Here is a 17,646-nt window from a genome sequence, read left to right as displayed (position 1 = left end):
GTCACGCGCCGATGCGGTGGCGGGTGGGGTCGTCTCCCGCACCGCGACGGGCGCGGACATAGGCGAGCCGCTCTGCGAGCAGCTCCTCGAGTTCGTCACGCGTGCGGCGCTCGAGCAGCATGTCCCAGTGGGTTCGCGCCACCTTCTCGTCGCTGTCCTCGAGCTTGACGGACGCGCCGTCGACCTGCAGCACCGCCTCGGCGCCGCAGTGACGGCACTCCCAGGTCTGCGGTGCCTCGGCGTCCGCCGCGAACATCAGGGTGGTCTCCTGACCGCACGTGTCGCACTTGTACTCGGTGGCGCGTCGCTCCATGAACACGACGCCCTCCTCGCTCTGAAGGCTCTGGGCACCCAGCCGGATGCCGCGAAGGCTGCGATCTGCCATTGTGTGGTCCTCTCGTCGCTGTCAGGTATAACGCTCGCGCCTGTGCGCTTCATCCACAGCGGCGACAACCGGTGCGAACTCACAGGGTAATCCCAGGGCCGCCACGCGTCGGCGGCAGGTCGTCAGGAGAGTACGCGCACGGCCACGTCGGCGCGGTCGGTCACGATGCCGTCAGCGCCGCCGGCGACCAGTCGCGTCATCTCGTCGGGGTCGTTGACCGTCCAGACGTGCACTTCGGCTCCGCTGCGGCGTGCGGCCCGCAGCAGGGCGGGGGTGAACAGGCGGATGCCGCGGTGCGACTCCGGGATCTGCACCGCGTCGATGTCGCGCAGCGCGCGGGCGGGGGAGAGGCGGGCAGCGGAGAGTGCGCGCAGACGCGCGATCACCGATCGGCCACCCGAGGTGGCGGGGCGGATCTCCGCTCCCGCGTCCATGGTCGCCCGCAGCGCGTGCAGGCGGTGCCGGTCGGAGAAGCTCGTCATCAGCACGCGGTGCGCGTGCGGAGCGAGCACCGCGCCGAGCGGGGCCGACGCCTCGGCGGTCTTCACGTCGATGTTGAACCTCGTGTCGGGAAAGGCGTCGAGCGCGTCCGCCACGGTGAGCAGTCCGCCGTGCCCGGCGAACATGTCCGCCAGCTCTCTCGTCCTCACCGAACGCACCGCGCGCGGGTCGCCCGCGACGCGCTGCAGTGTCTCGTCGTGGAAGAGCACGACATCACCGTCTGCCGTCACCCGGCAATCCGTCTCGATGTACTCCGCACCGGCTGCGTGGGCTGCGGCGAACGCCGCCGCCGTGTTCTCCCAGACCGTGCTCCGGGTGTCGGGGAGCACCAGCCCGCGGTGAGCGAAGACCCGCGGGTGCCTGCTGCCGGCGAAGAACGGGTGCGTCACTGGGCGCGCGGCGGCTCGTCGGCCGCCTCACCGCGGGGAGTGAACGCCGACCCGATGCCCTTGAGAGCCTCGGTCAGCTCGCTGGGGATGATCCAGAGCTTGCTCGACTCGCTCTCGCTGATCTTGGGCAGCATCTGCAGGTACTGATACGCGAGCAGCTTGTCATCGGGCCGGCCCTGGTGGATCGCCCCGAACACGTTCTGGATCGCCTCCGCCTCACCCTGGGCGCGCAGCACGGCGGCCTGCTTGTCGCCCTCCGCCTTGAGGATCGCCGCCTGGCGCTGACCCTCCGCCTCCAGGATCTGGGACTGCTTCGACCCTTCCGCGGTCAGGATCGTGGCGCGACGCTCGCGCTCGGCGCGCATCTGCTTCTCCATCGAGTCCTGGATCGACACGGGCGGGTCGATGGCCTTCAGCTCGACGCGGGAGACGCGGATGCCCCACTTGCCGGTCGCCTCGTCGAGCACGACGCGCAGCTGGCCGTTGATGTTGTCGCGGCTGGTGAGCGCCTCCTCGAGGTTCAGCCCACCCACGACGTTGCGCAGCGTCGTCGTGGTGAGCTGCTCGACCGCACCGAGGTAGTTCGCGATCTCGTAGGTCGCGGCACGGGCATCCGTCACCTGGAAGTACACCACCGTGTCGATCGACACCACCAGGTTGTCCTCGGTGATCACGGGCTGAGGCGGGAACGAGACGACCTGCTCGCGCATGTCGATGAGCGGACGCAGCCGGTCGATGAACGGCACGAGGAGGTTCAGCCCCGGCTGGAGCGTCTTGTGATACCGGCCGAGGCGTTCCACGACGCCGGCCGTCGCCTGCGGGATGATCCGGATCGCGCGAGCGATCGTGACCAGCACGAAGATGATGACCGCGATGGCGAGGATCCACGCGATGGCGGTCGGAACGAACGAGGAGTCGTTCATCATGCTCCTATTCGGTGACGGGTCGGACGATGGCGGTGGCTCCGCTGATGTCGACCACGGCGATGCGGGTGCCGGTGATGATGGGCGCGCCGTCGACACTGCGCGCGGTCCAGATGTCGCCGTTGCTGAGCTTGACCTGGCCGGTGATCTGGGTGATGTCGAGAAGCGCTGTGCCGCGGAGGCCCATCAGCGCATCCACGTTCGATTTCGCCGGGTCCTCGCCCCGGCGCAGGCGGTGCAGCAGCGGAGGCCGCAGGAAGAAGATGAACATCGCGGCGGCGACGGCGGCGACGATCAGCTGGGCCCACCAGGGGAGCCCGAGGAGCCCTGCCACGAGTCCGACGAGACCGCCGAACGCGAGCATGAGGAACGTGAAGTCGAGGGTGAGCATCTCGATCACCAGGAAGAGGGCGATGAGCACCAGCCACGCGATCCACGCCCACTGCCCGATGTCGGCTAAGAATGTCGCCAGACCGTCCATGCGCCCTCCTGAGCGTCAACCTACCACGGGGCTCACGACCCGGTCCGGACAGCGCACCGTTGTAGGGTGGAATGTCGCCATCCGGGCGATTTCGCGCATCCCGAGGAGCAGAGATGACCCAGGTCCTTCCCGCCGGATCCCTCGACGGCAAGGTGGCTCTGGTCACCGGATCGTCGCGAGGCATCGGCGCCGACACCGTCCGCTACTTCGCCGAGGCGGGCGCCGACGTCGTCATCAACTTCCGCAACAAGGCTCCGCGCGCCGAGAAGCTCGCGAACGAGCTGCGTGCCCTCGGCCGTCGCGCTCTGGTCGTGGGCGCCGATCTCACCGATCCTGATTCCGTGTCGGCGATGTTCGACCGCGTGCGCGAGGAGTTCGGTCGTCTGGACGTGCTCGTGCTCAACGCCTCCGGAGGCATGGAGTCGGGGATGGCCGAGGACTACGCCCTGAAACTCAACCGCGACGCGCAGGTGAACGTGCTCCAGACTGCTGAGCCGCTGCTGGGCGACGGGGCGAGGGTCGTGTTCGTGACCAGCCACCAGGCGCACTTCATCCGCACCACGCCTACCATGCCGGAGTACGAGCCCGTCGCTCGCTCGAAGCGCGCGGGCGAGGACGCTCTGCGCGAGCTGATCCCCGGTCTCGCGGAGAAGGGTGTCGGGTTCACCGTCGTCTCCGGCGACATGATCGAGGGCACCATCACGGCGACCCTGCTCGAGCGCGCGAACCCCGGGGCGATCGCCGGGCGTCGCGAATCGGCGGGAAAGCTCTACAACGTCTCGGAGTTCGCCGCCGAGGTCGCCAAGGCCGCCGTCGAGCCGGTGCCCGCCGACAACACGCGCCTCGTCGGCGACACCTCGGACTTCGCCGCCGAGTGACGCTCCGGCGAAGAGGGAGGCCATCCGTCGGTGGCCTCCCTCTTCGCGTCGCGGGTTCGGCTCAGATGAGCACGTCCGGCGTCTGCACGGCCTCGGCCTGTGTGAGGGTGAATGCCCGCACCAGCTGCACGACGCCCAGCGCGACCAGGGAGACCCCGAGGATCAGCCAGAGCACCGTCGCGGCGTAGAGCGGCGAGAGCAGCACGGCGATGCCCGCGACGATGCCGAGCAGGGCGTACAGCAGCGTCCATGCCCTCGACGCATCGTGGCCCATGAGGCTCAGGGCCACGACTCCGTCGGCGATCCAGCTCACGCCGATGAAGATCGCCACGATGATCGCGAGCGTGACCGTCGCGGCGCTGAGGTTCGCGAAGGCGACGACGCCGGTGACCACGTACAGCAGACCCAGGACGACGTGCCCGGCGCGCACCCAGCCGCCCCCTCTGCCCGAGAACACGGCGAGACCGAGATAGACCAGCCCGCCGATGATGAGGTAGCTCGCGAAGATGCCGGTGACGATCACCGCCGACTTCGCGGGCCAGATGAGCAGCACGATCCCGGCGATGAGCGTGATCGCACCGGCGATGGCGAGAAAGAGACGGACGGAGCGCAGGAAACCCGGCTCGGTGAAGCGGAACGTGTCCATGGTGGTCCTTTCGTACAACGGGCCCTTCGCGCACACGCTATCGGATGCCAGGATCGGGATGTGGCACACGATGTGGAGGACGAGTACCGACTCGCCGAACTGATCAGACTGCGGCGGGTGCGCGATCGGATCGATCGCGAGTACGCTCGCCCACTGGACGTCGAGACGCTGGCACGCGGAGAGCACATGTCCGCCGGTCATCTCAGCCGGCGGTTCCGCCAGGTGTTCGGCGAATCACCGTATTCGTATCTCATGACGCGACGCATCGAGCGGGCCATGGCGCTGCTGCGCCGCGGTGACGTGAGTGTGACGGATGCCTGCTTCGCCGTCGGCTTCTCGTCGCTCGGCACGTTCAGCACCCGCTTCAGCGAACTCGTCGGCCTCTCACCGAGCGCCTACCGACGCGAGCCAGGGCTCGGCCCCGGCATCCCGTCGTGGATCGAGAAGCAGGCGACCAGACCGATCAGGAATCGAGAAGCGGCGTCGCACGGGCGTGAGTAGCGTCGAGGTCATGAACAGCATCACCATCAGCGTCAGCTTCCTCCCGCACATCGATCCGGAGGCATCCCTCGCCTTCTATCGCGACGTGCTCGGTTTCGAGGTCCGCAAGGACGTGGGATACGAGGACATGCGGTGGATCACCGTAGGGCCGGCCGGTCAGCCCGACACGTCGATCGTGCTCACCCCTCCCGCGGTCGACCCGGGCATCAGCGATGACGAGCGTCGGACGATCCTCGAGCTCATGGCGAAGGGAAGCTACGCCGGCATCGTGCTCACCGCCGACGACGTCGACGCCGCCTTCGCGGAGATCGAGGCGAAGGGCGCGGACGTCGTGCAGGAGCCGATCGATCAGCCGTACGGCGTGCGCGACTGCGCATTCCGTGACCCTGCCGGTAACTTCGTGCGTATCAACCAGGCCGTCGCCTGACGCGTGCGCCGCCCGGCATCCGATCCCCTCCGACGAAGGAAGCACCGTGCCGCAGGACCACCCCGCCGACAGCCACGACGTCATCCGCGTCGAGGGCGCGCGCGAGAACAATCTCAAGGACGTCTCGGTCAGCCTGCCCAAGAGGCGCCTCACGGTGTTCACCGGCGTCTCCGGGTCGGGCAAGAGCTCGCTCGTGTTCGACACGATCGCCGCGGAGTCGCGCCGGCTGATCGACGAGACGTACAGTGCGTTCGTGCAGGGGTTCATGCCGTCCGTTCCCCGCCCCGACGTCGACGTGCTCGAAGGGCTGACCACCGCGATCATCGTCGACCAGGAGCGTCTGGGCGCCAATCCGCGCTCGACGGTGGGCACGGTCACCGACGCGAACGCGATGCTGCGCATCCTGTTCTCGAAGTTCGGCACGCCGCACATCGGTGGACCCACCGCGTTCTCGTTCAACATCCCCACCCAGAAGGCCAGCGGGGTGATGACCGGTCCGAGAGGTGAGAAGAAGATCGTCAAGGATGCCGTGTACCTCGGCGGCATGTGCCCGAGGTGCGAGGGCAGGGGAGCGGTGTCGGACATCGACCTGACCCAGGTGATCGACGAGTCGAAGTCGCTCGACGACGGCGCCATCATGGTGCCCGGGTACACGGCGGACGGATGGATGGTGAAGGGCTTCTCGCAGTCGGGTTTCTACCCCGCCGACAAGCCCATCGCGGAGTTCACCGAGAAGCAGAGGCACATGTTCCTGTACGGCGAGGTCACCAAGGTGAAGATCTCGGGGATCAACATGACCTACGAGGGCCTGATCCCCAAGATCACGAAATCGATGCTCTCGAAGGACATCGACGCCCTGCAGCCGCACATCCGAGCGTTCGTGGAGCGGGTGGCGTCCTTCACGACGTGCCCGGAGTGCGACGGCACCCGGCTCACCGAGGCAGCGCGATCATCGAGGATCGACGGGATCAGCATCGCCGACGCCTGTCGCATGCAGGTCACGGATCTGGCGGCGTGGGTGCGCGGCCTGTCTCTGAGCGGGGCGGGTCCCCTGCTCGACGCGCTGCGCGCGAACCTCGATGCGTTCGTGACGCTCGGGTTGGGCTACCTGAGCCTCGAGCGTCCGTCGGGCACCCTCAGCGGGGGAGAGGCGCAGCGCATCAAGCTGCTGCGTCACCTCGGCTCGTCGCTGACCGATGTGACCTACGTGTTCGACGAGCCGACGATCGGCCTGCATCCGCATGACATCCAGCGCATGAACACGCTTCTGCTGCAGCTGCGCGACAAGGGCAACACCGTGCTCGTCGTCGAGCACAAGCCCGAGACGATCGCGATCGCGGATCGCGTCGTCGACCTCGGACCGGGAGCCGGCAGCGGCGGGGGAGAGGTCTGCTTCGAGGGCACCGTCGACGAGCTGACCCGCAGCGACACGCTCACCGGTCGTCATCTGCACGACCGCACATCCCTGAAGAGTGCCGTGCGGCCGGCGGCCGGCGCGATCCAGGTGCGCGGCGCCGACGCCAACAACCTGAGGGACGTCGACGTGGATGTGCCCACCGGGGTGCTGACCGTCGTGACAGGCGTGGCGGGTTCGGGCAAGAGCTCGCTGGTGCACGGTTCGATCAGCCCGATGGACGGCGTGGTCGCGATCGACCAGACGGCGATCAAGGGATCGCGCCGCAGCAATCCCGCCACCTACACGGGGATGCTGGAGCCGATCCGCAAGGCGTTCGCGAAGGCCAACGGCGTGAAACCGGCCCTGTTCAGTGCGAACAGCGAGGGCGCCTGCCCGAGCTGCAAGGGCTCGGGCGTGATCGTCACCGAGCTCGGATTCATGGACACGATCGAGACGCCGTGCGAGGACTGCGGCGGCAAGCGGTTCCAGCTGGGCGTTCTCGAGTACAAGCTGGGCGGGCTGGACATCACCGAGGTGCTGGACCTGCCGGTCGCCGAGGCGCGGGAGTTCTTCTCGGCATCCGAGACGAAGATCCCCGCCGTGGTCTCTGTGCTGTCGCGGATGACGGATGTCGGCCTCGGGTACCTGACCCTCGGTCAGCCGCTGTCGACGCTGTCCGGCGGTGAGCGACAGCGCCTGAAGCTGGCGATCCAGATGGGTGAGGCCGCCGACGTCTATGTGCTGGACGAGCCGACCACCGGCCTGCATCTCGCCGATGTCGAGAACCTGCTCGGTCTGCTCGATCGCCTCGTCGACTCGGGAAAGACGGTCATCGTCATCGAGCACCATCAGGCGGTGATGGCGCACGCCGACTGGATCATCGACATCGGACCTGGCGCCGGTCACGACGGCGGACGTGTCGTCTTCGAGGGGACGCCGGGTGATCTCGTCGCCTCGCGGTCGACGCTCACCGGCGAGCATCTCGCCGAGTACGTCGCGTGAGCCCGCCGGGCCGCATCGACGTTGCTGGGGCGTTCGCACGGAATAACCGATAATGCACATTATGTCAGAACATCTGATTCGGCCGCTCTCCCGCTGTCCTAGACCCCTACGCATTCACGCTCGACGCGGGAGCGCCGTAGACGTTTAGTCCACCGGGAACGATGCGCACCGTCGCCACCGTGCTGCCCTGTTCGAGCACGGACACCTCACCGTCATGCGCCACGTTCACCGCCTCGCCGGTCGACGATCGTGCCTCGATCCGCACCTGCTCGGCGGTGAACGCCTCGATCGTCGCGAGGGCAGCACGCCCAGGCACCCGGTCGAGAAGAGCGGATGCCTTCACCCCGAACGCCAGTGCGACGAGTCCGCGCAGCCGCGGCATCCGACCCCGCGCGTGCAGCACCCGGACGTCGAGAACACCGTCGTCGAGGCGGCGACGTTGGAGCGGCACCATCGACGCCGACGAGTTCTGCCCCGCGGCCACCGCGATCGACCACACCCGCGCTGCGCGCCCGTCGGCGCGCACGTGCAGCGTGTGCGCCCGTGCCAGCACCCGCACCGCGGCGATCAGCGCCGCCACGGGCTTGCCCAGCGCCCCTTCCATCTCCTCGCGCTCCGCGACGAAACCGGGATACACCCCGACCGAGGCCACGTTCATCACGGTCACCGGCGGCTCGTCGTCGATGATCAGCTCGGCGACATCGACGCGCCGCCCCGCACCGTCACGCACTGCCTGCACGGCGGCGTCGATCGTCTCCGCGCCGGCCGTGCGCGCGAAGTGGTTGAACGTCCCGCCCGGGAAGATCAGCAGCGGAAGGCCGGCACGGCGAGCCGCGTCGGCCGCGGCGGCGACCGTGCCGTCGCCACCCCAGACACCGACGACCCGGGGCGGGTTCGTCCCCGTCAGAGCATCGCGCGCGAGGTTCGAGATGCGCTCGCCCTCCTCGAGAACGTGGATGTGTGCGCGGGGAAGCTCGCGGGAGATGAAGTCACGCGGCTCCGGGCGCAGCGGATCGATGCCGGATGCGACGTTCACGAAGATCAGCGCGCCGTCGCCCTCGGGCAGTGACGGCAGGTCGATCGTCGGACCGAGATGCGCGGGTTCAGACCGAGCAGGTGCCGGCACGAGCATCCGCCCGACGACGGCGACGGCGGAGCCCAGCGCCGCTCCCCCGATCACGTCCGACAGCCAGTGCGCCCCCGTGTGCAGACGCGAGTATGCGACGGCTGCGCCGAGCGGCGCGAGCACCGCACCGGAGCGGCCCGATTCGAGGGCGACACCCGTGACGAAAGCCGCCGCCGACGATGAATGCCCCGACGGGAACGAGCCGGAAGTGGGTGTCCGCTTCAGCCGGCGAGGCACCGGCACGTCCTTGAGCAGCGGCCGGTCGCCGCCGAAGATCCGCTTGCCGACGAGGTTCGCCAGCGCACTGCCGACGATCAGCGATGCGATCCCGCGAACGGCACCTCGGCGCGGCTTGCCCCCGAGCAGGTAGAGCGCAGCCGCGATCTCGAACCAGAGGCGACTGCGATCCGCGCGATGCGACAGGCGTGCGAGCCTGCGGTCGAGTGCGGGCAGGTGGCGTTGGCGATTCACCGCATGCGCCGCCCGCGCGTCGATGTGCCGTATCCAGCGCGGCAGGATGCGCACGCGCCGCAGCGCGATGATCGGATGCGAGTGCCCCTTCATGATCTGAGAGTAGTCCCGCAGAGAGGTGCGGCGTACCGGGCTTGCGGGTCAGCGCAACGGTGCCCGCACGGGCAGCCGGTTCTGTTCGATGAGCCAGCGCACCGACTCCAGGATCGCTGCTTCCGGCTCGTAGCGCGGCTCGTAGCCGAGACGCGCCCTCGCCTTCTCGATGCTGAACACCTGACTGCGCTCCAGGTGACTGCGACTGACGTCCGCGTGCTCGGGCGTCGTCAGCTCGCGGAAGCGATCCCAGCTCACGCTGCGCAGCGCCGAGGCGTGCCCGAACCAGCCCGAGGCGATCTGGATGTATCCGCGGACGTTCAACGCGGTCGGCGCGACGATGTTGAAGTCCTCCCCCGCGGCTGCGTCCCGGTTCGCGACAGCTCGCTCGAAGGCCTGCGCGACGTCGTCGGCATGCACGTGATGCAGCGTCTCGGTGCCGCTGCCGGGCACGTCGATCGTCCGGCCCGATGACAGCGCCGTCCACAGCGTCTCGTCCACGTTGCCGACCGGGCCGATCGGATGCCAGCCGGGCCCCACGATGTGGCCAGGGTGGATCGAGGTGGTGATCAGTCCCCCGTTCCCGTTCTCCCGCTTCAGCAGATCGGCGATCCGCGCCTTGTGGATGCCGTACTCATCGTGCGGCTCATCGGTGCACGCCGAATCCTCTGTGATCGGCAGCTTGCGGCTCGCGCCGTACCTCCACACGGACCCGCAGTGCAGCAGGTGGTCGACGCCGCCCCGGAGTGCGGTGACGAGAGCTGCCGCCGATTCTTCGGTGAAGCAGATCAGATCGATGACGACGTCGGCGCGCTGGGCGAGCACCGTTCGTCCGAACGACCCGTCGGCTTCCGCCGCTCCCCTGTCGACGGCGACCGGGATCACCTCACCCCATTCCGGGCCGTCGGTGTAGGGGCCGGCCTGGCCTCTGCTCATCGACACCACCTGGTGACCGGCGCGGACGAGACGGGGAACGAGGTAGGAGCCGATGTGGCCGCTGCCTCCGATGACGACGATTCTCATGACGAGAAGCTACGCGCTTCTGCTCGTCACGCGGTAGGCGAGGGCGACGGCTGCTCCGTCGTATCCTCGACGTCTTGCGTCGTATCCTCCGCATCCTCCTTCGCCTTCTCCGCTTCCTCCTGTGCCTTCTCGGCGTCCTCCGCGGCCTTCTCGGCAGCCTTGCGCTGCTCCTCGGCCGCCTTCTCTGCGGCCTTCCGCTGCTCTTCCGCGGCCTTCTCGGCCTCCTTCGCCGCCTTCTCCTGCGCCTTGCGATCTGGATTCGCGCCCTGGTCGGGCTGCGGCTCGGCGTCCTGGTCGGGCGTGCTCGCGGGCACGGGCGGCGTCGCCGGAGCGGACGACCGGGTATCCGCCGGGTTGGTCGACGCAGGCTCGGGTACGGCGCCACCCGTCATCCACACCCCGGCGACGACGGCAGCGGCAGCCGTCACCGCGGCTGCCGCTGCGACGACGCCGAGGCGGCGGCCCCTGACACCCGGGGCGGCAGCGTCTGTCTCGCCGGACGCCGGCGGCGGCACCGGGGTGGCGGGAGGGGCCCCGGTCTCCGCCGCGAGCAGGCGGGTCGGAGCGGTCATCGCGGCTGTCTGAGCCTCGGCCGCGGCCGACGGCACAGCACCTGCCGCCAGCGCGGCCGCGGCGACGGCCGCCGGTACCGTCGGTCGCGGCGGCGAGGCGGGAGCGGCGGCCAGAGCCCATGCCGCGTCGAACACGTCCGACGCGCTCGGCCGCTCGCCCGGGTCGGTGGCGGTCATCGCGGTCAGCAGGCTCGACCACGCCGGCCCGAACTCGACCGGCACGTCCGGCGCTGACGTCAGTCTCGCCATCGCCGCGCCGATGCCCTCCGACTGGGGGAACGCGCGACGGCCGGTCAGCGCCTCGAGCATCACCAGCCCCAGCGAGTAGATGTCAGCTGCAGGCGCGGGCATCGCCCCGTGCAGCTGCTCGGGGGCGATGTAAGCCGCGGTGCCGATCACGATCCCCGGCGAGGTGAGGCGCGCCGCGTCGACCAGGGCGGCGATGCCGAAATCGGCGAGCTTCGCACCCGAGCGGCTGGCGGGGAACGCGGCGTCGGAGAGCAGCACGTTCGACGGCTTGATGTCGCGGTGCACGATACCCGCGCTGTGCACGACGTGCAGTGCCTCAGCGAGGTCGGCCGTGAGCGCGGCGACATCCGAGGGGGCGAGGGGCCCCTGGGCGATGCGGGCGGCGAGCGTCGGTCCGTCGACGAACTCCATGACCAGGTATTCCGGTCGCCCCGGCTGCAGCTGCGCGTCGTAGAGCGTGACGAGCGCGGGGTGGTTGAGCGACGCGAGCGCGGTCATCTCTCCCCGCGCACGCCCGGCCGACGCGTCGTCGCCGTCGAGCTCGCCGCGAAGCAGCTTGATCGCCACGACCCGTCCGAGAAGCGTGTCCTTTGCGCGGTACACCCGTGCCATGCCGCCCTGGCCGACGCATTCGAGGATCTCGTACCGCGCGTCGAGCATGCCCGACGTGGGCAGCGAATCATCGTTGGTCATCGAGTCCTCCCGTCGCCTGTCCGGTGCCCGGCGACGACACCACTCTAGGTCGACGGGAGCGGCGGGCTGATGGCCTTGACAGCTGCGTCGTGTCACCCGCTCGCCAGGACTAGCCTTGACGGGTGAGCCATACTCCCCTCCCCCGCGCGACTCCCGGCTGGAGAGGCTGGCTGGTGTGGGGTGTGGCCGTTGCCGCATACGTCCTGGCGATCACCAACCGCAGCTCGCTCAGCGCGGTGGGCGTCGACGCCGCCGAGCGCTTCCAGGCCGACGCGGCGACGCTCTCGCTCTTCGCGGTCGTGCAGCTCGCCGTGTACGGCGGCCTGCAGATACCCATCGGGGTGCTGCTCGATCGGTACGGGTCGCGTCCGATCATGGTGATCGGGATGCTGCTCATGGCCCTCGGGCAGTTCGTGATGGCGGTGTCCCCGAGCATCGGCATCGCTCTGATCGCGCGCGTGCTGCTGGGCGCCGGAGACGCGGCGGTGTTTCCCGCTGTGCTGCGCCTCGTCGCCACGTGGTTCCCCGCCCAGCGCGGACCCGTGATGGGACAGCTGACGGGCCTCGTCGGCCAGACCGGCCAGCTCATCGCGCTCACGCCGCTGGCCGCGCTGCTGCACTCGACGAACTGGACGATCACTTTCGGCAGCGTCGCCGGGCTCGGTCTGCTCTTCGCCATCCTCGTCTGGATGCTCGTGCGCAACCACCCACCCGAGCGCAGCGCGGACGTCACGGTCAACACCGAGACGGGCGTGGTTCAGGTGATCACCTCGGCGATCGACACCGGCGTCGGCATCCGCGCCGCCTGGGCGCATCCCGGCACCCGACTGGCGTTCTGGTCGCACTTCACCACCCCGTTCGCCAGCACCGCCTTCCTGCTGCTGTGGGGCATGCCGTTCCTCACCGCAGGGCAGGGGCTCTCCCCCGCAGGCGCCGCCGGCATCCTGTCGGTGAACGTGCTCGTCAGCATGGCCCTGAGCCCGGTGCTCGGCATGCTGTCGCGACGCATCCCGACCCGACGCTCGCTCGCCCTCGTGCTGCCGAGCATCCTCGTCCAGGTGGTCGCGTGGAGCACGGTGATCCTCTGGCAGGGACCGGCACCGATCTGGCTGCTCATCGTGCTCGTGGTGTGCCTGGCCGCCGGCGGACCGGCATCCATGATCGCGTTCGACCACGCCCGCACGCACAACCCCGCCCACCGGCTCAGCACCGCCACCGGTGTGACCAACTCCGGCGGATTCCTCGCGGCACTCATCGCGATCTTCTTCATCGGCCTCATGCTCGACCTGCAGGGCGCCGGCACGCCGGACACCTATTCGCTCGAGGCGTTCCGCTGGGCGTTCGCGACCCAGATCCCGCTCTGGCTGCTCGGGGCGTCGTTCATCATCCGCGAGCGCAAGAGCACCCGCATCCGGATGGGGCTCGACCCCGAGCGTGGAGGGCGTCGCTGACCCGGGCGTCAGCCGCGCGGGACGCCGAGACGCAGCGCCTGGAACGTCTCCAGGATCAGTTCGACGCTGAGGTGCGACGGGATGCCCTGATCGCCGTCCTCGAATTCCGCCAGCTCCACGCCGAGCACCCGCGCGGGGTCGAGCGCGGCGAAGATCGCGGCGATCTGATGCGGCAGCAGTCCGGCATCCACCCGGTAGGCGGCCGGGATGTAGCCGGGCTCCAGCACGTCCCAGTCGACGTGGATCCAGACGTCCCGACCGGCCACGATCTCGGCGATCCGCTCTGGTGAGCTCTCGTCCGGTGACAGCACGGTGACTCCGTGCTGATCGAGCAGCATCCGCTCGTCGGGGTCGATGTCGCGTCCGCCGACGATCACCACCTGGGCGGGATTCAGACCGGCTCCGTGTCCGCTGTCCCAGAGGCCGCACGCCGCCGAGACGACCATTCCCCCGAGGTAGCCGGATGCCGTGGTCGCCGGCGTGTTGAAATCGCCGTGCGCGTCGATCCACAGCACGACGGCCTCGGGGAAGCGCTGCGCGACAGTCGGCAGGGTTCCGATGCTCGCCCCGCAGGTGTTCGTGGCGAGCACGGGGGTCGCATCGCGGTCAAAGGCGTCGCGGACCGCGTCGCGCAGCGCGTGCAGCGTCTCGGCTGCGGCGGGCAGGCACTCCGACCAGTCGTCCTCCTGCGCCGGGGCGGGCGTGCCGACCACTCGAGCCTCGATGTCGAGCATCCGCGACAGCGCCCGACCGGCTCTCAACGCGCCCGGAAGCGCCCCGGTCGTGCGGTCGCCGACGCGTCCCTGTGAGATGACGATCTCGATCGGCTTGGTCATGAGTTCTCCTTCTCGGATCGGTGCGTGTCGTGGGCGACGCGGGCCAGCCGCGCGGGTCAGCGACGCGGGGCCCTGCCGAACGGGCGCGATCCCCCGCGCCCGCCGCGCACGACATCGGCGCGCGCGGACCAGCCCTGTGCGGCATCCGATCCGTCGAAGCCGCCGCGCGCGAGCCGCATGCCGACGTCGTCGTGATGGGTGCGGGGAGCTCCCCCGCGGCGAACGGATGCCCGGACGCTCCACGTGTCGTCGGTGAAGCAGCCGCCACGGAAGACACGGTGGTCGTCGTGCAGTTCGGGGTCGAGGAGGTCCCAGCACCACTCCCAGACGTTGCCCAGCGTGTCGAAGAGGCCGTTCAGGTTCGGCAGCTTCAAGCCGACATCCTGCGGCGCTCCGACCGCATCGCGTGATGACCACGCGATCTCGTCGAGCGGACCGTACTGCGGCCCGACTGATCCGGCGCGGCAGGCGTACTCCCACTCCGCCTCGGTCGGCAGGCGGTACCCGTCGCTGTCGACGTGCCAGGTGACGTCCTCACCGTCGAAGGAGTATGCCGGATCCAGGCCCTCCCACTCCGATGCGGCGTTGCAGAACCTGATGGCGCGGAACCAGCTGAGATCGCGCGCCGGGCGTCTCGGGTGCTGGGCGGCGATGCCCAGCACCTCGGCGAACTGGCCCTCGGTGACGGCGAAGGCGCCGATCTCGAACGGCTCGAGCTGCACGGTCGTCTGCTCCCCGCGGCGAGCACCGTGCCGTGTCACGACTCCGCCGGGCAGCGCGCGCATCTCCCACAGATCCACGCTCAGCCCTGCACAGACACGGGGCCGGTGCTCGGCGCCGGCCGCGAGGACCGCGGCACGGCGAAGATCTGCAGGAAGAACTCGCAGAGCGGACCGACGAGCAGCGCGAACAGCAGCGTGCCGATGCCGACGGTGCCGCCCAGCGCCCATCCGACGAGCACGACCGTCACCTCGAGGCAGGTTCGCACGATCCAGATCGGGCGACGCAGTCGCACGTGCAAACCGGTCATCAGCCCGTCGCGCGGTCCGGGACCGAAGTGCGCGCCGATGTACATCCCCGTCGCGGCCGACAGCACGAGCAGACCGATCGCGAAGAGCAGGGCCTGCTGCCACACATCCCTGCCGACCGGGATGAAGAGGAACCCGACGTCGGCCGACGGGCCGACCAGGAGCGCGTTCACGACCGTGCCCGCGCCGGGCTTCTGACGGATGGGGATCCACAGCAGCAGCACGATCGCGCTGACGAGGGTCGTCACGATGCCGAAGCTCAGCGGCACGTGCCGGGTGATGCCCTGGGTCAGCACGTCCCAGGGCGCTGCGCCGAGCCCGCTGCGCACGATGAAGGCGATGCCCATGCCGTACAGGAACACGCCGATCAGCAGCTGCGCGACGCGACGCGGCAGGCGTCTGCCGGTGAGAGCGGTCACCTCGGCATCGTCTCGACCCAGGCGGGGAACTTCGCGACCCGTCCATCACCCGACGACGTGCGCGTCACCCGCCGCCGCACCCAGGGCCCGACGAACTGCCGGTAGTACGCGAGACCGACAGGACCTGCCGGGTGATCCGTGCTCGGCGTCCACCATTCCTCGGGCGGCTCCAGGCCGAGCGCGTGCAGCACACGCGCGGCGACCCGGTGGTGGCCGTTCGCGTTCATGTGCAGGCGGTCCTGCGACCAGTAGCGGGGGCGGGACAGCTCGGCATCCGGCCAGTTCAGCGCGCGGACGACATCGGGACGATTCTCGACGCGCCGCAGCACCGCGGCCGACAGCGCGTCGCCCCGGCGCTGGAAGAGCGGCCCCATGGGCAGCTGCGCGCTCGGGTTCGCGCCGGACAGCAGGATCAGAGTGACGCCCTCCTCATCGCAGCGTCGCAGCACACGGGAGAACGCATCGGCGATGTGCTCGATGTCGGCGTTGGGCCGGAGGATGTCGTTCCCGCCGCCGTTGAACGACAGGTGCGTCGGCCGAAGCGCCAGTGCGGGCTCGAGCTGCTCTTCGACGATGGGCCAGATCAGCCGCCCGCGAATGGCGAGGTTGGCGTACTGGATGGGCTCGGCGACGGCATCCGCCCACCCTTGCGCGGCCAGGTCCGCCCAGCCCCGCACGCGCCCGTCGGGCAGCTCGTCGCCCACGCCCTCGGTGAAGGAATCCCCGATCGCCACGAACCGCACAGCCGCCATGCTCTCAGCCTATTGCGGTGGGGACGCAACCCAGGTCGCGTGACGCGATCAGCGCTCGTCGAGCGCGCGGCCGCGAAGATCCGTGAGGCCCCACGCCGCGACGGTCGCCACGACGAAGAAGGCGGCGAACGTCGTGAAGGCGAGCGGCGCGCCGCCCGTGGCGAGCAGCACGGGCACCAGCAGCGGCGCGACGATCGACGCCAGACGACCCACGCCGGCCGCCCACCCCGAGCCCGTCGCACGCAGAGACGTCGGGTACAGCTCCGGAGTGACGGCGTACAGCGCTCCCCACGCGCCCAGGTTGAAGAACGACAGCGCCATCCCCGTCGCGATGATCGCGCCCTCCGTGCTCGCGGTGCCGAACAGCACCGCCGAGACCGCGGATCCGGCGAGGAACACCGACAGGGTCGCCCGGCGCCCCCAGACCTCGATCAGCCACGCCGCGACGGCGTACCCGGGCAGCTGGGCGAGGGTGATCAGCAGGGTGAACCCGAACGAGCGCACCAGGTCGTACCCGGCCTGCACGAGGATGCTGGGGATCCAGATGAACGCTCCGTAGTAGGCGAAGTTCACGCAGAACCAGACCAGCCAGATGCACAGCGTGCGCGTGCGGAACTCGGCAGACCACAGCGCCCCCACCCGCTGTGCGGCGCTCACCGCGACCGGTCGCACCGCGGCATCCGCCCGCGGTGCCCGAGCGCGTCGCAGGTCGGCTGCCGTCTCGAACGTCGACACGATCCGCTCGGCTTCGGCCAGGCGTCCGCGAGAGGCCAGCCAGCGTGGCGACTCGGGCAGTCCCCACCGCACCACGAGCGCGTACGCCGCGGGGATCGCCCCGAGGGCGAACGCCCATCGCCAGCCGTCGGCGGACGCCGGGATGACGAAGTAGCCGATGAGGGCGGACGCCGTCCATCCGACGGCCCAGAACGCCTCCAGGACCACGATCACGCGGCCTCGGATCGCCGCGGGGGCGAATTCGCTGACGTAGGTGGACGCGACCGGAAGCTCCGCCCCCAGACCGAGTCCCACGAAGAAGCGCAGCACCAGCAGCATCGCGATTCCGCCGACCAGGGCGCTGGCGCCGGTGGCGAGGCCGTAGATGAGGAGGGTGATCGCGAACACCTGCCGTCGGCCGAGGCGATCCGCGAGCAGGCCTCCGACGCTCGCGCCGATCGCCATCCCGACGAACCCGATGGACGCGATCCATCCGGTCTCCCCCGGCGTCAGCTGCCACTGCTGGGCGAGCACCGCGATGATGAACGAGATGAGACCCACGTCCATCGCATCCAGCGCCCATCCGAGGCCCGACCCGGTGAGCACACGCAGGTGGGGCCGGGCGAAGGGCAGCGCGTCGAGTCGGGACGCGATGGATGCACGGCTCGGGAGCTCGGTGTGCGGCATCCT

18 protein-coding genes are annotated in these 17,646 nt (G+C 69.7%); 5 read left to right on the top strand and 13 right to left on the bottom strand.

Translation table 11 applies throughout. From position 1 onward, the window contains the following. Position 1: 1 nt before the first annotated feature. From AB0O65_RS07260 to AB0O65_RS07245, 4 genes are all read right to left on the bottom strand, one after another. Positions 2-385, bottom strand: a complete 384-nt coding sequence (locus tag AB0O65_RS07260) for an RNA polymerase-binding protein RbpA (RefSeq protein WP_071644449.1) — start codon at positions 383-385, stop codon at positions 2-4. Positions 386-507: 122 nt separating this feature from the next. Then, entirely contained in the window at positions 508-1,275 is a 768-nt protein-coding gene (locus tag AB0O65_RS07255) for a glycerophosphodiester phosphodiesterase family protein (RefSeq protein ID WP_313478749.1), read from the bottom strand. Beyond that, positions 1,272-2,198 carry an SPFH domain-containing protein gene (locus AB0O65_RS07250; RefSeq protein ID WP_083428789.1) on the bottom strand — a complete coding sequence of 309 codons (927 nt, stop codon included), beginning with the start codon at positions 2,196-2,198 and terminating at the stop codon, positions 1,272-1,274. Before AB0O65_RS07250 ends, AB0O65_RS07255 begins: the two co-directional genes overlap by 4 nt. Before the next feature lie 7 nt (positions 2,199-2,205). Next, positions 2,206-2,679 (bottom strand): NfeD family protein, encoded by a 474-nt coding sequence (locus tag AB0O65_RS07245; RefSeq protein WP_071644451.1) that lies wholly within the window; start codon positions 2,677-2,679, stop codon positions 2,206-2,208. A gap of 113 nt (positions 2,680-2,792) precedes the next feature. Here AB0O65_RS07245 and AB0O65_RS07240 point away from each other — a divergent pair, with 113 nt between their 5' ends. After that, on the top strand, positions 2,793-3,557 hold the full coding sequence (locus AB0O65_RS07240; RefSeq protein ID WP_191713034.1) for an SDR family oxidoreductase: 765 nt from the start codon (positions 2,793-2,795) through the stop codon (positions 3,555-3,557). Positions 3,558-3,618: 61 nt separating this feature from the next. Here the strand turns inward: AB0O65_RS07240 and AB0O65_RS07235 are convergent, their stop codons facing one another. Further along, the gene (locus tag AB0O65_RS07235; RefSeq protein ID WP_071644453.1) at positions 3,619-4,203 is read right to left on the bottom strand and encodes a DUF308 domain-containing protein; all 585 of its coding nucleotides are present in this window, start codon (positions 4,201-4,203) and stop codon (positions 3,619-3,621) included. Between the two features lie 60 nt (positions 4,204-4,263). On the opposite strand from AB0O65_RS07235, the gene AB0O65_RS07230 reads away from it, so the two are divergent. From AB0O65_RS07230 to AB0O65_RS07220, 3 genes are read left to right on the top strand one after another with little or no spacing between them, the layout of a single operon-like run. Continuing rightward, positions 4,264-4,704 (top strand): helix-turn-helix transcriptional regulator, encoded by a 441-nt coding sequence (locus AB0O65_RS07230; protein ID WP_071644454.1) that lies wholly within the window; start codon positions 4,264-4,266, stop codon positions 4,702-4,704. Positions 4,705-4,714: 10 nt separating this feature from the next. Continuing rightward, positions 4,715-5,131, top strand: coding sequence for a VOC family protein (locus tag AB0O65_RS07225; protein WP_071644455.1), 417 nt, complete (start codon positions 4,715-4,717; stop codon positions 5,129-5,131). Positions 5,132-5,177: 46 nt separating this feature from the next. Continuing rightward, complete coding sequence (locus AB0O65_RS07220; protein ID WP_363383858.1) at positions 5,178-7,529, top strand: excinuclease ABC subunit UvrA; 2,352 nt, start codon at positions 5,178-5,180, stop codon at positions 7,527-7,529. Positions 7,530-7,635: 106 nt separating this feature from the next. On the opposite strand, the gene AB0O65_RS07215 is transcribed toward AB0O65_RS07220, so the two are convergent. Genes AB0O65_RS07215 through AB0O65_RS07205 form a run of 3 tightly spaced genes read right to left on the bottom strand, consistent with a single transcriptional unit; the run spans position 7,636 to position 11,756 of the window. Further along, positions 7,636-9,219: a phosphatase PAP2 family protein gene (locus tag AB0O65_RS07215; RefSeq protein ID WP_363383856.1), complete on the bottom strand. Its 1,584-nt coding sequence runs from the start codon at positions 9,217-9,219 to the stop codon at positions 7,636-7,638. 48 nt (positions 9,220-9,267) lie between these two features. Next, positions 9,268-10,242: an NAD(P)-dependent oxidoreductase gene (locus AB0O65_RS07210; protein ID WP_071644457.1), complete on the bottom strand. Its 975-nt coding sequence runs from the start codon at positions 10,240-10,242 to the stop codon at positions 9,268-9,270. A gap of 26 nt (positions 10,243-10,268) precedes the next feature. Continuing rightward, positions 10,269-11,756, bottom strand: a complete 1,488-nt coding sequence (locus AB0O65_RS07205) for a serine/threonine-protein kinase (RefSeq protein ID WP_071644458.1) — start codon at positions 11,754-11,756, stop codon at positions 10,269-10,271. Positions 11,757-11,878: 122 nt separating this feature from the next. Here AB0O65_RS07205 and AB0O65_RS07200 point away from each other — a divergent pair, with 122 nt between their 5' ends. After that, the gene (locus AB0O65_RS07200; protein WP_071644459.1) at positions 11,879-13,207 is read left to right on the top strand and encodes an MFS transporter; all 1,329 of its coding nucleotides are present in this window, start codon (positions 11,879-11,881) and stop codon (positions 13,205-13,207) included. 8 nt (positions 13,208-13,215) lie between these two features. Here the strand turns inward: AB0O65_RS07200 and AB0O65_RS07195 are convergent, their stop codons facing one another. From AB0O65_RS07195 to AB0O65_RS07175, 5 genes are read right to left on the bottom strand one after another with little or no spacing between them, the layout of a single operon-like run. Continuing rightward, a complete protein-coding gene (locus tag AB0O65_RS07195; protein ID WP_071644460.1) occupies positions 13,216-14,043 on the bottom strand; it encodes an arginase family protein in 828 nt (275 codons plus the stop codon). A gap of 56 nt (positions 14,044-14,099) precedes the next feature. Further along, on the bottom strand, positions 14,100-14,843 hold the full coding sequence (locus AB0O65_RS07190; RefSeq protein WP_363383853.1) for an SUMF1/EgtB/PvdO family nonheme iron enzyme: 744 nt from the start codon (positions 14,841-14,843) through the stop codon (positions 14,100-14,102). Between the two features lie 2 nt (positions 14,844-14,845). Then, a complete protein-coding gene (locus tag AB0O65_RS07185) occupies positions 14,846-15,490 on the bottom strand; it encodes a hypothetical protein (RefSeq protein ID WP_363383851.1) in 645 nt (214 codons plus the stop codon). After that, on the bottom strand, positions 15,487-16,242 hold the full coding sequence (locus AB0O65_RS07180; RefSeq protein WP_177243857.1) for an SGNH/GDSL hydrolase family protein: 756 nt from the start codon (positions 16,240-16,242) through the stop codon (positions 15,487-15,489). Before AB0O65_RS07180 ends, AB0O65_RS07185 begins: the two co-directional genes overlap by 4 nt. Positions 16,243-16,290: 48 nt before the next feature. Then, the gene (locus tag AB0O65_RS07175) at positions 16,291-17,643 is read right to left on the bottom strand and encodes an MFS transporter (RefSeq protein WP_363383849.1); all 1,353 of its coding nucleotides are present in this window, start codon (positions 17,641-17,643) and stop codon (positions 16,291-16,293) included. Positions 17,644-17,646 lie beyond the last annotated feature (3 nt).

Source organism: Microbacterium sp. NPDC077391 (genome assembly GCF_040686955.1).
Lineage (GTDB): Bacteria > Actinomycetota > Actinomycetes > Actinomycetales > Microbacteriaceae > Microbacterium > Microbacterium commune.
This window is presented reverse-complemented; position numbering and strand designations above follow the sequence as displayed.